The following is a 13713-nucleotide window of genomic DNA, read 5'->3' as shown; positions in this document are numbered from 1 at the left end:
AAAAAATCCCCTTGAAACTACGTTTCAAGGGGATTTTTCTTTTCGTTCTGACTATAACAAGCAGCAAGACGTTAGATTAAAAGTTCTCATCTTCCATAAGCTTTTCTACCTTTTTACGCTCCCACGCCTTGTTAAACAAAGGACTCCACCCAAATACTTCTGATGCATGACCAGCAACCCCCCAGCCCCATCCTAGGATAGGAAACAAAGCCCAAGGAAAGCTTGTAGACTGCACATTAAAGTATATAAACACAGGTACCATAACCGCATAAATCGTAAAGTGAATGTAAAAACCTTTAAGGTCTTCTACCTTCTTCTTTGCTCGCTGGTATCGTTTATCTGCAAGGAGTTCGCTCTGCCTAGGCTCAAATGTCACTTGCTCTGCTTGTGTTAATAGCGGTATCCCAACTTGAAAAGTCTCACTATCATCTATTATATGCACTTCACTATTGGATAGTAAACTATAACGTTGCTTGATGTTTTGCAAGCCCACACCACTACTCTTCTTAATAACCTGTTTGGCTTGGATGTTATTCTCAATAAAGAGCCTATTGCCATCTTCATAAATCTTAATATATAGTTTCTTGTTAGGCGTTACCTGGTTGTGTTTTACAGCGTTTTCAAGCAATAACTGCAAGGATAGCGGCACTACTTTATATTCTTGATGTGAGGCACTTTCTGGGATTTCCACCACGATACTATCTTCAAAACGCATCTTGATTAGATTCATATATGTACGGGCAAAAGTGAGTTCCTCCTCCAGCGGCACTAGCTCTTTATTCTTTTGTTCTAGCACATACCTATACACTTTAGAGAGCGAAGTGGTAAACTTTGTTGCCTGTTTTGGGTTTTCCTCAATAAGACTTGCCAGCACATTTAAACTGTTGAATAAAAAATGTGGATCCAGCTGATTTTTAAGCGCATCAAATTTTGCCGAAGCGGCTCCAGCAATAATTTTAGACTGCTTTACCTTACTCTCCTGCTTATTCTTCCATCGACTCACCGCATAAAATGAAGAAGTTGCTACGGCTGTTATTAGAAAAGGAAAAATATAATCTTCAAGGCCTTCACTAGCCATATACTCATCAAATGATATTTTATAATATCCTGTAATAAGTATTAATCGAAGCAAAAAAACCGTAATTAAAGTCACAACAATATGCGCAATTAGCGCATAAGTAAGCACCTTTAAATTCAACAGACTGCCTGTAAAACGTTTTCTAAAGTTCACTATAACCATAGTGTTCACTGCATACAGCGCTACAGAGAAGATTTGGTTTTGTATGAAAAAGGTTATCACACCATCTCCATACCAAGGATTACCCAGCACATAAAGTATAATACTGTGAACGATAAATATTGTTAAGCCTACAATATTTGCCTTTGCAAACTCTTTTAGATAATATTTCATTTCTTATTAATTACAAGCCTCGGCACTTTCTAAAGCTCTTTTTACATTTCCTTGAGGATGGAATTTAGTCTCAGGTTTAAAGGTAGCAAAAAGCGTGATGGCACGCTGCAACTCTGCGCAATATGGCACTATTGAGCTCCCAAAATATCTTGCGCTTCCCATATCCCACTGTGCCTTTTCTGCTATAAAAATAGGGTTATCTGGCTCCTTATTTACCATTTTTTGATTGAGCTCTCCTATAGTACCTGCATATTTCATCCCGTATTTCATCCCATCGTGAGCAACCCAAACTGTATAAAGCTGCGCTTGCAAGTGGTCTGCATACGGATTATCTGGAGCTATCGTACGCATTGTATTTATAAACTCTTGCGCCTTATCTAGCGTCGCCTTCATAGTGGCTTCCTCTCTGTTTTCAAAGTCTCTCCAGTTACGTATTATAGCAATTTGAGCAACATAATACGTAGGGAGCCAGTTGTCTTTTTCGACAGTAGCAATGCGCTCAAAGAGGTTTGAAGCCTCATCAAGCTTGCTTTCTTCCCAAAGCTCCATCGCTTTTGTCATTCCTTGCTCGTACTTAGTTTGAGCCATAAGAAATGTACTGCTGCATAATGCGATAATAAGAAGTAAATGTTTCATAATATAATGGTTTGTGATTGATGATGTAAAGATGGTTTTAAGTACGCTTTCGCGAAAGCGTAACCTACCCAACCGTCGTTTATGAAGTCTCAGTTGTAGTTTTCTTGCGAGGTTTTGTTTTACGCAACCAATAACCAATGAATAAAACACCAAATATGGTAGGCAATAACCAGCTTAATAGCGCCGGAAGTACTTGATTTGTGACAAAGAAAGCGGTAAAAGCTGCGATATATCCACCTGTTATTTTACCTATATGAAGTCTAAGATATTTTTTACGCAATGATGCTATATCTCGCATTGCACGTATATCTCCTACAGCATTAAGAACACCAATTCCTCCAAAGATTATAAGAATCCACCCCATAGAAGAACCCGAAAGCAATGACAACGCACCATAAACTATCATTGCCAGACCTATGATGAGCATAGAATAAGAAATGATTTTATCATAGCGTAATTCACTCGCTTCCTTTATCTTTTTAAAACGGAGTGCTCTATACCCAGAAAGAACCAGATACACACTAAAAAGTCCTACAACAAATAAAAATGGGTTGTTATGATCTGGAAGTAACGATGCCACAATACCTGAAATACCAGCTGTAAGCATCCCGTAATAAAAAACCATTCCTGACTTTTTATGCCAAGCATTTCCTTTACGAGCAATTACAGAGATAGTTCCCGCTATGAGGGAGATAAAACCACCTATGGCGTGTAGTGTTATAAATATCTCGAAGAAAGTATCGTAGTTCATCGGTTAGATTTTTAAATATTGAGACAGTATTGCTCATGATTGACAATACAAATATGAGCCAGAATTCAGTAATCATAAAAAGGTTGCTACTCAATTGCTATAACAGCCTACCGAATTGTAGTTTTACAGCACCTAGTATAGATACCTATGATAATTAAAGAGCTTTTTCCAAGATTTCATCCAGACCTCATTAAGGAAATAACCACACACGGCATCATAAAGGAACTCCCTGCGCAAACAGAATTACTGCGAGAAGGACAGTATGCAAAGGTTATTCCCATCGTAATACACGGACTCGTAAAGGTATATTCTCGCTATGAAGATAGAGAACTTCTGCTTTATTACATAGAACCGGCAGAGAGTTGCATCATCTCTTTTTCTTCTGGAATCTCACAATTACCTAGTCGCGGATATGCAATTACAGAAACAGATGCAAAACTTCTTCTTTTACCTGTAGACAAAGTACAGCAATGGCTTAAGACCTACCCTGCGCTCAATACCTTATTCTTTAAAAACTATGATGCGCGTTATCTTGACATGATGAACGCTGTAAATCATCTCCTCTTTGATAAAATGGATGCACGCATACTCGATTATTTAAAAGAAAAATCGCGTGTTACAGCAACTCAAACACTTCATATCACTCATAAGGAAATAGCAACAGATCTAGGCACCGCAAGAGAAGTCGTAAGCAGGATCTTAAAAAAACTGGAGATTGAAAATCACATAACCCAAGAAGGACGCACCATAAAAATCATGTAAGTGTGACCACAGTCACCATTTACAAGAAATCCTCCCATTACATTTGTGTCGTATTACTTCTAAAAACAACACACTATGAAAAAGAATATGGGAAATTTAGATCGCGGTATACGCATAGCGGCTGCAGTGATTATTGGTATATTATATGCAGCTAACGTTATAAACGGCACGGTGGCAATTATACTGGGCGTCGTAGCACTTATTTTTATCGCAACAAGCTTTGTTTCATTTTGCCCGCTTTATGCTCCCTTTAGACTAAGCACATACAAAGTAAAAAAATAACACATCCTTACATCTTTAGCCCTTACAAGTTATCTTGTGAGGGTTTCTTTTTTTACGCTTGCGCGAAAACGTTACCGTAACTCCCATAAATGCGCTATAGCTATCCCTTAAGAATACACTATCTTTGCGGCTTCTTAAAAACAGCCTTATGAAGCGTCTTTTCAACAATTTCACCTCTAATCCTAAGAATGATATCGTTTCTGGTATTACGGTTTCTTTAGCCATGATACCTGAAGTAGTTGCATTTGCATTTGTGGCTCAAATAAGTCCAATTGTGGCATTATTTGGGGCGTTTGTAATTGGAATTATCTCAGCACTTTTTGGCGGCAGACCAGGATTAATCTCGGGAGCAGCAGGAGCAGTTGCCGTGATTTTTGTACAGATGATTCAAGAAGGTCATGCAAAGGGATTACTCTTTGACCAGCCTGTTGAAAATATGGGATACTTCTATTTACTCGCCGCGGTGGTGTTAATGGGAGTTATTCAGGTCTTTGCTGGCTTGTTTAAGTTGGGGAAATTCGTGCGCTTGATTCCGCACCCTGTGATGATGGGGTTTGTAAACGGTCTTGCTATCGTGATATTCCTTGCACAACTAGGAATGTTTAAAGAAAACAAAAAAGACTACGCTGGAGATAACATGCGTAAAACAGCTTCGAAAGAGCTCGTTTATACCGTATCTGATAATGAAGTAAAGGACAAGGTCTCAAATACTGTACTATTTACAATAGAAGGAAACTCTGTAATAAACAAGGCAACCAACAAAGAAGTGTTTGTATTATCTGACGGACAAGTATATGATACAAATACGCAAAAGGTTGTTTTTAATGCTTCTCAAGATGGATTTTACTCTGTAAAAGACAAAGGAGTCGTTAAGACCTGGATGCAAGGAAAGTCATTATATACAATGATAGGGCTTGTATTACTCACCATGCTCATCGTATGGGGACTTCCTAAAATCACCCCAAAGATTCCAGCTGCATTAACGGCTATCCTTATTGTATCGCTCATATCAATTTTTGGCGGATTAGACTCTGTAAACGTTGGCGAATTCATTAGAGATGGTGGTGGTGCAGGGCTCAATGGTATGGCAGAAATCTCAAGTAAGCTCAATGTATTTGAATTATGGAGTAGCCTGCCATTTAACCTAGACACCCTTAAGTTTATAGCGCCTTATGCATTTCTTGCAGCCTCAGTAGGTTTAATTGAAACGCTTATGACTATGAATTTAGTAGATGAGATGACAGACTCTAGAGGTAATGGAAACAGAGAATGTGTAGCACAAGGAGCTGGAAATATCGTGAGTGGTGTTTTTGGAGGAACCGGTGGTTGTGGTATGATAGGACAAACAGTAATAAATATTAATGCTGGAGGACGAGGACGACTATCTGGAGTGATGATGGCAATTACACTACTTACCTTTATATTATTTGCAGATAAGTTTATTGAGCAAGTACCTATTGCAGCCTTAGTAGGTGTAATGTTTATGATGGTTATAGAAACATTTGCTTGGTCTAGTTTTAGAATTTTAAAGAAAATACCAGTATCAGATGCTTTTGTTCTTATTATAGTGTCTGCTGTAACTGTATTCTTTGATCTTGCCATTGCAGTATTTGTAGGTGTTATTATTGCTGCATTATCATTTGCTTGGAGCAGCGCTAAGAAAATTAGAGCTAGAAAGAGATTTAAAGCAGACGGAACAAAGGTGTACGAAATCTGGGGCCCATTATTCTTTGGGAGTATCCAGAGTTTTAATTCTAAGTTTGATATCAATGGTGATCCAGAGCATATCGAAATTGACTTTATAGAAGCAAAAGTAGCAGACCACTCTGCGCTAGAGGCGATTTATATTTTACTAGAGAAGTATGAGGCCGCAGGAAAAACAATTACGTTAAAGCACCTAAGTACTGAGTGTAAAGATCTAATGCGTAAAGCATCACCTAAGTTTGATAAAGTGATTGAAGAAAGCGTAGACGATCCTCGATATCATGTGCTTTCTGGTATTTTAGATACAGAAGCTTAAATAGATTAGTTTGAGGAAGGCTTTTGCTGAAAAAAGCTTTTTGCCGAGTCTTAGGGGTGAGCTTCATTTCAAAAAGCTTTTCCCCGGCCCTAAAGGGTGAGCTTTTCTATACGTAAAGATTTTTACGTACTCATAAAATTGAGCATTTGCAGATTGACACTTGCATTAGCTGCTAGCCCCGATTGCAATGGAAATCCCGCAGTGTAGCGAGAAATTGCAATAACGGGTCAGCATTTGATTCCAAAAAGCTTTTTCCCCGACCCTGAAGGGTGAGCTTTTTTTTCATGTGGATAGTTTTCTTAAAATCCAGAAAATTAAGCTTTTGCAGATTGACACTTGCATTAGCTGCTAGCCCCGATTGTAATGAAAATCCCACAGTGTAGCGATAGCGAAACGAGGAATTGTAATGAAAGCGGGAAACTACGCTCGCAAAGTAGCGCTACTTATGCGCTCCAACTACACACTAAAAACTTAAATGAAAATCCCGCAGTGTAGCTATAGCGAAACGAGGAATTGTAATGAAAGCGGGAAACTACGCTCGCAAAGTAGCGCTACTTATGCGCTCCAAAATCTTACTAAAAATCATAAAAAAACCTCTCAATGCTATTGAGAGGTTCTTTGTTATACTAAAAAGAGGGTGCTTATTGATTCATTGAGATCAAGAATTCCTCATTGTTTTTTGTGCTCTTAATACGATCGCTCATAAACTCCATTGCCTCTACTGGGTTCATATCTGCAAGGTATTTACGTAATACCCATAGACGTTGCGTAGTGTCTTTACTGTGCAGTAAGTCATCACGACGTGTAGATGAAGAGGTAAGATCGATTGCTGGGAAAATACGGCGGTTTGCAATATTGCGATCCAGTTGTAGCTCCATGTTACCAGTACCTTTAAATTCTTCAAAGATTACTTCGTCCATTTTTGAACCTGTATCTGTAAGTGCTGTAGCAAGAATGGTAAGAGAACCACCTCCTTCAATGTTACGTGCTGCTCCAAAGAAACGCTTAGGCTTGTGTAATGCATTTGCATCTACACCTCCAGAAAGAATCTTTCCAGATGCTGGCTGTACGGTGTTATAAGCACGTGCAAGACGTGTGATAGAGTCAAGAAGTATTACTACATCGTGACCACACTCTACAAGACGCTTTGCCTTTTCAAGTACAATATTTGCCACTTTTACGTGCTCATGTGCTTCCTTATCAAATGTAGAGGCTACTACCTCTCCATTTACATTACGCTGCATATCTGTAACTTCCTCTGGACGTTCATCTATAAGAAGTACGATTTGATATACCTCTGGGTGGTTTGCCGCAATAGCATTTGCCACATCCTTAAGTAACATGGTTTTACCCGTTTTAGGCTGTGATACAATCATACCACGCTGCCCTTTACCTATAGGTGCAAACATATCCATCACACGAGTAGATATACTCGCTTGACGATCTGCTAGGTTAAATTTTTCTGTAGGAAATAATGGTGTTAAGTGCTCAAAAGAAACACGATCTCTAACGATGTTAGGGTTCAAACCATTAATCTTACTCACTTTAATAAGTGGGAAATACTTCTCCCCTTCTTTTGGAGGGCGTATTACCCCTAGTACCGTATCACCAGTTTTAAGACCAAAAAGTCTTATCTGTGATTGTGATACATAAATATCATCTGGAGATGCTAGGTAGTTATAGTCAGAACTACGTAAGAAGCCGTAGCCATCTTGCATAATATCTAAAACTCCTTCACTCTCTATAATTCCTTCAAATTCAAAATCTGGTTCGCGGTAACGGTTACGGCTATCCTTGTTACCATTGTTACCATGCGTATTACCGTCTTTTTGATTACGGTTATTACGTGGCGTATTAGTACGCGTATTTGTGTTGCGATTATTATCGCGCGGTGCACGCTTATCATTGCTTTGACGGTTGTCATTGCTGTTGCGCTTATCGTTATTACGAGTATCTTTTTGATTATCTCGTTTTTGTGGTGTCTTTGTATCGTCTCCACCTTTTCCTTTAGCAGGTTCACGTTTTACCGCTTCTCTCTTTGCCTGCGGTTCTCTTTTTGCAGGAGCTTCTTTTTTTACAGGAGGTTTTCCTTTTGCCGGAGCATCTTTAGTTTCCTCAGTGTTTGCTGCGGGAGCATCCTTAGTATCTTTTGCAGTTTTTGCTGGACGTGGAGCACGAGGTTTACGCTCTTCTCTAGGCTTACGTTCTGTCTTAGGAGCAGGAGCTTGTGCAGCTGCTTCTTTTACTTTAGGCACTACTGCCTCTATTTTTTTTGGGTCTGCTGCTTGTAAATCAAGTATTCTATAAACAAGGTCTAGCTTTTTTAATGTTCTGTATTTAGGAACATTAATCCCTTTTGCAATCTCTTGAAGCTCGGGAAGCTTCTTTGCTTTTAATTCTGAAATATCAAACATCTAGTAATGTGGGTAAATTATTAATCGGGTGATTAGAGCGTACCAAAAGAAGAATTTGATACTAAAAATATTAAGCAATTAAGTAACAAGCGGAGAGCCTTTTACATAATTACAAGACAATGATACAATTTTATTTTCAAAGTTTTCTTAGCAATATCACAAAATGAGACTTATTTTTACCACAGTTTAAAATGAGAATCACGTGATACAACGTATACAAACTATATATCTTTTACTAGCAGCCTTAGTTTCACTAGGATTGCCTTATGCCTTTAGCCTTTATTCTGATATGGATGGTGAGGCCGTGTGGGCAGTAGATGATATTTCTTACATAACACTTTTTAGTCTTAGTGCTGTATTCTCATTTATTTCCATATTTTTATGGAATAATAGAAAGAACCAATTCGTCTTAGGACGTCTCAATATCTTATTAAACTTTGCATTATTAGGTATTTTGGTATATCGATCACAAATGTTATCTGGAGGAACGGCGGTTCTTGAGAAGGGTATTGGGATGATCATTCCGCTTGTTTCTATCGTTTTACTAGTCTTGGCAAACAAGGCAATCAAGCGCGATGAAGATCTTGTAAAATCTGTAGATAGATTACGATAAGCCTATAATCTTAGTTTTATTAGTGCGTAAAGCCTCTCATTTATTTGTGAGGCTTTTTTTTATGCTTACGCGAAAATGTGATATCAAAAACCACACATTATCAAATAACTCCCCTACCCTCTTATATACTGCTCGTCTATGAACAGTTAAACTTGAGATTCACTTTTATGCTAATTAAACCAGTGATAAACGAGCAGAAGAAAGAAGTTTAGTAAATTACGAGCTCAATAACCTCACACGCACAAAATCACTATGAACCAAAAAGACTTAGCATACGACTATATTATTGTAGGAAGTGGTTTTGGAGGTTCTGTGAGCGCTCTTCGTCTTTCTCAAAAGGGTTATAAAGTGCTCGTTATTGAAAAAGGAAAATGGTACAAAGCAACCGACTTCCCTAAAACCAACTGGAATCTCAGAAAATGGCTCTGGATGCCATACCTGCGCTTTTTTGGGATTATGAAACTATCCATATTTAAACACATTGCCATTATTTCTGGAACTGGTGTAGGTGGCGGCTCGCTTGTATATGCAAATACGTTACCCACACCTAAAAGTGCCTTCTTTAACTCTGGGAGCTGGAAATCGCTCAATGACTGGGAAAACGACTTAAAACCGTACTATAAGGAAGCACTAAGAATGCTAGGCGCAACGCAAAATCCTTCCTTGTATGACGGAGATAAAGCTCTCAAAGCCGTAGCAGACGATTTAAATATTGCACAAAAGTTTAATCCTACGCGGGTTGCAGTTTTCTTTGGAACTCCTAATAAAACAGTAAAAGACCCTTATTTTAATGGAGAAGGGCCAGATCGCGCTGGATGTAATTTTTGTGGTGCGTGTATGACTGGCTGTCGCCACAATGCAAAAAACACACTTGACAAGAACTACTTATACCTCGCTCAAAAACAGGGAGCCACCATACTTGCCGAAAATGAAGTATATGATGTACAGCCATTAGATAAAAATGACAGCGCTCTAGGATATGAAGTCTTTATGAAAAGAAGTACGCGCATCTTTGGTAAACATCAAAAAATCACTACCAAAGGCGTTATCTTTTCTGGCGGTGTACTAGGTACAGTCAAGCTTTTGCTAGCTCTGAAAACTAAATCGTTACCACTTCTATCAGACCATCTAGGTGAAGATATACGAAGTAATAATGAAACGCTTATAAGTGTCTCCACACTAGAAAAAGATAAAAACCTCTCAAAGGGTATCGCTATAGGAAGCATACTTGATACAGATGAAAATAGTCATCTAGAAATATGTAGATATGGGGAAGGCTCTAATGCGTGGAAACTTGCTCACTTACCTTATGTAACGGGTTCAAATGTATTCTCACGACTTTTTAAAACGGCAATCAAACTTATCAAAAATCCTGTAGATTATTTTAAAATCTACATTAGTAATGGCTGGGCAAAGAATACCGTTGTCTTATTATTTATGCAAACGCTAGATAGCACATTACGTTTTAAAAGAAATGCTTTTGGGAAGATGACATCCACAGTAAGTTCTGGAAAGGCTCCTACCCCATTTATTCCAGAATCTATAGCGCTTGTTAAATCATACAGTAAGGCTATAAAAGGTGTAAGTACCTCCTTTGCTTTAGAAACGCTAGCAGGAATACCATCTACAGCACACATACTAGGCGGTGCAGTTATGGGAGAAAATACAGATAGCGGAGTTATAGATAAAGACAACAATGTCTTTGGTTATAAAAATATGCTCGTTATTGATGGAGCTATGATTTCGGCAAATCCTGGTGTGAATCCTTCACTTACCATTACTGCCATTGCAGAAAGAGCGATGGATCAAATACCAAACAAGCAATAAAACAAAGCCTAAGATGCATCTACGTTTGCCCATCAGAAAAACGTTGCAAGGATTAAAAAATAAGTTCGTAGTTACAAAATAGTTATACTTTTCCCTTTTAAACACTACCTTCACCGCCACTATGGAAAAAACAGAATTTTTAGAACAGCACTTATTTAATGATTTGACTAATCTCAATAAAGAGTCGGAGGCAGATGACTCGTATCAGTTCTCTGAGGCAGATTTTGAGATTGTGCTTCAGCGTGCAGAGCATTTTGGCTTAGGTGTCTTTACCATCGAATCATGGCACAACGGTGTATCTACTGGTGTATCAAAGCATGAAGATTTCAGAAAAAAAGCAACAGATGCCAAGTGGTATAAAAAAGCTTTTTTGACTTCTAGAAAAGGTCAAGCAGGACTTACCTATGCTGGAACTTATAAGATTTCTAGTAAATTATTATCAAGAGAGACTTTTCAAGAAGAGGAAGAGTAAGATTTACTTGTAATCATTTCAACGTTTGGAGGCTCGTAAAAGTAACGACTCACAAAGGTTGGCAATTATTAAATGACTTAGAAATTTTTCGCGAAAGCGTAATACATCTATTTTACAGCATAATAATTACTAAAACCGACACATAAAAAAACGCAACCATTTCTGGTTGCGTTTTTCAATTGAGTGTTTTCACCTTTTACTAATCAAACTTAAACAACCTCAACTTCATTCTTCTTTACAGCTAGTGCATAAATCACTAGTCCAAATCCTATTTTATTAATAGCATCTGCAATGTTGTAAGCGATATCTACGCTTCCTTTTCCTAGGATGCTTGTGTACCATCCATCTGTACCTAGCATGTATCCTAATGGATAAATAGCCCAACCTACGAGTACAAACCAGCATAGTATTTTATGTGCTTTGAGGATATCTCCACCTGCGGCTACAGCTATTTTCTTTGCGCTTCCTAACCAGATTTCATACACGATATAGAAGTATGCTGCTCCAGATATAGCACCCCACAAGGCTGCCTGATCTTGGAATACCGCTTCTCCAAAGTACCCTGTTACTAACATGATTACAGAAAATGCAATAAGCTTCCACATAAGTGCAGGTTTTGCGCCAGCTACTTTTAATATTAAGTAGAATTCAACACACATTAATGGAACTGTAAGTACCCAATCTACATATCTGAAGAATGTAGGAGACTCTTGAATAGCAAACCAGTAATCTCTCATGTACCAGTAGTGTACTGCGGCAATAAACGTAATTAGCCCCGATACAAGGACTGAGGTTCGCCACTTCTTGTTAAATTGGTTAAGCGATAGAAAAAAGAAAGCAGAAGCTGCCATCATCGCCATCGCACCTACAAAGAATGTAAATCCTACATAATCACTTGGATCTAATCTTGTAGGGTCGGCCAGTAATAGTAATAAAAATTTCATAGCATTGATATTTTTAATTAAACATTTGTTTAAGTAAATTTAGATAATGTTAAACAAATAAATAATTATTTTCTCATAATTTTTATATTAAAATTATCAATACATAAATTATTCATGACAAAAATTCTCAATATCACAATCATAGGTAGTTTTGCAGGCTTATGGGTCGCCACATTATTTTCTAGTAAGGCTGAGCTGATTTTGGGTTTTTTACTTATTCTCACCTTTGGTATCATACACGGATCAAATGATTTATTATTAATAGAGAAGTTATTTACTAAGGAGAAAAAAAGGAGCTTCCTTAAATCGCTCTTCTTTTATGTGCTTACAGTGTTGCTTACTTTTCTAGCATTTTACACCATCCCTTCTATCACAGTAATTCTATTTATCATTTTTAGCGCATATCATTTTGGTGAACAGCACTGGGAGTCAAAGGTGGACACTAAGTACAAATGGTTATCACTTATATTGCAAGGGAGTTATGGAGCCCTCATTCTCATTATATTATTCCTTTTTAATGCAGAGCAAGTAGATGAGATTGTAATGACAATCACAGGAGCACCTTTTCCACCCGCATTTCTATTGTACTCTTTATACAGTATTCTTACTTTGTTAGTAGTTACAGTAGCCATTTTAGCTTTTAACAGTGATATATTTAGAAAAGTATTATTAAAAGAGCTCTTCTTTCTAGGCTTACTGGTGGTCATATTTAAAATGTCATCCCTCATCTGGGGATTCACTATATACTTTGTGCTATGGCATAGTCTTCCATCACTTTTTGAACAAATACACTTTATATATGGTAGATTTACTAATCAAACTATCTGGCTCTATATAAAAAATGCGTTGCCTTATTGGATTATTTCAATCATCGGGATTGGTTTAAGCTACTTTTGGCTTAAGGAAAGTGTGCTTTTCTTTGCAATTTTCTTTTCCTTTATCGCCGCAGTGACATTTCCACACTCGCTGATTATATCATTGATGTTTAAAAAGAAAAATAATAACACAAAAACTCACTAACATGAAATATACTTTTTTACTTTTTTTAAGTCTCGCTTTCGCGAAAGCGCATGCACAACAACCCGTATCTACTCCTGGGAATGTCATAAGTGATTTTGGGAAAACCTATGAGGTTGACAATCCTGATTTTAAAACAAATACCACAGCAGTATTTAAAGTGATTTTTGATGTGGCAAAAGCACCTGAAAATCCAAGTCAGCGCAATCCATACATCGAGACGATGGCGCGATTTCTCAACATGCAAGAAAAAGCAGGAGTTCCCGTAGAAAATATGCATATACGCGCTGCTATACATGGACAAGCAGCCTATGGAATGCTTACCAATGAATTATATAAAGAAAAATTTGGCGTAGATAATCCGAACATTGAATTACTTAAAGCCTTAAAAGAAGCAAACGTGTCACTCATACTTTGCGGTCAAACTGCTGGAGCGCGTAATATTACTAAAGAACGAAGACTAGAAATGATTGACGTAGGACTCTCGGCAATGACGGTATTAAGTCAATCACAAATGGAAGGTTATACGCTCATCGCTTTTTAAAGTTTGCTCTACCTTCATAA

Annotated in this window: 13 protein-coding genes; 8 read left to right on the top strand and 5 right to left on the bottom strand. The window is 37.8% G+C overall.

The features are described 5' to 3' along the window. Positions 1-76: 76 nt before the first annotated feature. The 3 genes from ACJJVU_RS07200 to ACJJVU_RS07190 all read right to left on the bottom strand — a co-directional run bounded on the left by ACJJVU_RS07200 (position 77) and on the right by ACJJVU_RS07190 (position 2798). Positions 77-1411: a histidine kinase gene (locus ACJJVU_RS07200; protein ID WP_339848674.1), complete on the bottom strand. Its 1335-nt coding sequence runs from the start codon at positions 1409-1411 to the stop codon at positions 77-79. Between the two features lie 6 nt (positions 1412-1417). Further along, the gene (locus ACJJVU_RS07195; protein ID WP_405223734.1) at positions 1418-2047 is read right to left on the bottom strand and encodes a hypothetical protein; all 630 of its coding nucleotides are present in this window, start codon (positions 2045-2047) and stop codon (positions 1418-1420) included. A gap of 79 nt (positions 2048-2126) precedes the next feature. Further along, complete coding sequence (locus ACJJVU_RS07190; RefSeq protein WP_339848668.1) at positions 2127-2798, bottom strand: DUF2306 domain-containing protein; 672 nt, start codon at positions 2796-2798, stop codon at positions 2127-2129. A 147-nt stretch (positions 2799-2945) separates the two neighbouring features. Between ACJJVU_RS07190 and ACJJVU_RS07185 the strand changes: the two genes are divergently transcribed. The 3 genes from ACJJVU_RS07185 (at position 2946) to ACJJVU_RS07175 (ending at position 5862) form a co-directional block, all read left to right on the top strand. Next, the gene (locus tag ACJJVU_RS07185) at positions 2946-3560 is read left to right on the top strand and encodes a Crp/Fnr family transcriptional regulator (protein WP_405223732.1); all 615 of its coding nucleotides are present in this window, start codon (positions 2946-2948) and stop codon (positions 3558-3560) included. Positions 3561-3635: 75 nt separating this feature from the next. Beyond that, a complete protein-coding gene (locus ACJJVU_RS07180; RefSeq protein ID WP_339848664.1) occupies positions 3636-3842 on the top strand; it encodes a DUF2892 domain-containing protein in 207 nt (68 codons plus the stop codon). A 148-nt stretch (positions 3843-3990) separates the two neighbouring features. Then, a complete protein-coding gene (locus tag ACJJVU_RS07175; protein WP_298327165.1) occupies positions 3991-5862 on the top strand; it encodes a SulP family inorganic anion transporter in 1872 nt (623 codons plus the stop codon). A 641-nt stretch (positions 5863-6503) separates the two neighbouring features. Here the strand turns inward: ACJJVU_RS07175 and rho are convergent. Beyond that, positions 6504-8276 carry a transcription termination factor Rho gene (rho, locus tag ACJJVU_RS07170; protein WP_405223729.1) on the bottom strand — a complete coding sequence of 591 codons (1773 nt, stop codon included), beginning with the start codon at positions 8274-8276 and terminating at the stop codon, positions 6504-6506. Positions 8277-8478: 202 nt separating this feature from the next. Between rho and ACJJVU_RS07165 the strand changes: the two genes are divergently transcribed. The 3 genes from ACJJVU_RS07165 to ACJJVU_RS07155 all read left to right on the top strand — a co-directional run bounded on the left by ACJJVU_RS07165 (position 8479) and on the right by ACJJVU_RS07155 (position 11188). Beyond that, positions 8479-8889, top strand: a complete 411-nt coding sequence (locus ACJJVU_RS07165) for a DUF4293 domain-containing protein (protein ID WP_298327161.1) — start codon at positions 8479-8481, stop codon at positions 8887-8889. Positions 8890-9141: 252 nt separating this feature from the next. Then, the gene (locus tag ACJJVU_RS07160) at positions 9142-10716 is read left to right on the top strand and encodes a GMC oxidoreductase (RefSeq protein ID WP_405223727.1); all 1575 of its coding nucleotides are present in this window, start codon (positions 9142-9144) and stop codon (positions 10714-10716) included. A gap of 121 nt (positions 10717-10837) precedes the next feature. Continuing rightward, positions 10838-11188: a hypothetical protein gene (locus ACJJVU_RS07155; protein WP_298327157.1), complete on the top strand. Its 351-nt coding sequence runs from the start codon at positions 10838-10840 to the stop codon at positions 11186-11188. A 209-nt stretch (positions 11189-11397) separates the two neighbouring features. Here ACJJVU_RS07155 and ACJJVU_RS07150 read toward each other — a convergent pair whose 3' ends face one another. Beyond that, positions 11398-12132 carry a bacteriorhodopsin-like gene (locus ACJJVU_RS07150; RefSeq protein WP_298327154.1) on the bottom strand — a complete coding sequence of 245 codons (735 nt, stop codon included), beginning with the start codon at positions 12130-12132 and terminating at the stop codon, positions 11398-11400. Positions 12133-12246: 114 nt separating this feature from the next. Between ACJJVU_RS07150 and ACJJVU_RS07145 the strand changes: the two genes are divergently transcribed. Both ACJJVU_RS07145 and ACJJVU_RS07140 read left to right on the top strand, forming a co-directional pair. Further along, entirely contained in the window at positions 12247-13152 is a 906-nt protein-coding gene (locus tag ACJJVU_RS07145) for a Brp/Blh family beta-carotene 15,15'-dioxygenase (protein WP_405223725.1), read from the top strand. A gap of 1 nt (position 13153) precedes the next feature. Beyond that, positions 13154-13693: a DsrE family protein gene (locus ACJJVU_RS07140; protein WP_405223723.1), complete on the top strand. Its 540-nt coding sequence runs from the start codon at positions 13154-13156 to the stop codon at positions 13691-13693. Positions 13694-13713: the final 20 nt, after the last annotated feature.

Source organism: Dokdonia sp. Asnod1-B02, assembly GCF_045063955.1.
GTDB lineage: Bacteria > Bacteroidota > Bacteroidia > Flavobacteriales > Flavobacteriaceae > Dokdonia.
Note: the sequence above shows the minus strand (reverse complement) of the source record. Positions and strands in the feature narration are given on the sequence as shown.

What these genes read in the sequence shown, in the direction of transcription:
- ACJJVU_RS07160 (WP_405223727.1), top strand. Translation starts at nt 9,142, where the DNA reads ATGAACCAAAAAGACTTAGCATACGACTATATTATTGTAGGAAGTGGT.
- ACJJVU_RS07175 (WP_298327165.1), top strand. Translation starts at nt 3,991, where the DNA reads ATGAAGCGTCTTTTCAACAATTTCACCTCTAATCCTAAGAATGATATC.
- ACJJVU_RS07145 (WP_405223725.1), top strand. Translation starts at nt 12,247, where the DNA reads ATGACAAAAATTCTCAATATCACAATCATAGGTAGTTTTGCAGGCTTA.
- ACJJVU_RS07140 (WP_405223723.1), top strand. Translation starts at nt 13,154, where the DNA reads ATGAAATATACTTTTTTACTTTTTTTAAGTCTCGCTTTCGCGAAAGCG.
- ACJJVU_RS07150 (WP_298327154.1), bottom strand. Translation starts at nt 12,132, where the DNA reads ATGAAATTTTTATTACTATTACTGGCCGACCCTACAAGATTAGATCCA.
- ACJJVU_RS07155 (WP_298327157.1), top strand. Translation starts at nt 10,838, where the DNA reads ATGGAAAAAACAGAATTTTTAGAACAGCACTTATTTAATGATTTGACT.
- ACJJVU_RS07190 (WP_339848668.1), bottom strand. Translation starts at nt 2,798, where the DNA reads ATGAACTACGATACTTTCTTCGAGATATTTATAACACTACACGCCATA.
- ACJJVU_RS07185 (WP_405223732.1), top strand. Translation starts at nt 2,946, where the DNA reads ATGATAATTAAAGAGCTTTTTCCAAGATTTCATCCAGACCTCATTAAG.
- ACJJVU_RS07180 (WP_339848664.1), top strand. Translation starts at nt 3,636, where the DNA reads ATGAAAAAGAATATGGGAAATTTAGATCGCGGTATACGCATAGCGGCT.
- ACJJVU_RS07195 (WP_405223734.1), bottom strand. Translation starts at nt 2,047, where the DNA reads ATGAAACATTTACTTCTTATTATCGCATTATGCAGCAGTACATTTCTT.
- rho (WP_405223729.1), bottom strand. Translation starts at nt 8,276, where the DNA reads ATGTTTGATATTTCAGAATTAAAAGCAAAGAAGCTTCCCGAGCTTCAA.
- ACJJVU_RS07200 (WP_339848674.1), bottom strand. Translation starts at nt 1,411, where the DNA reads ATGAAATATTATCTAAAAGAGTTTGCAAAGGCAAATATTGTAGGCTTA.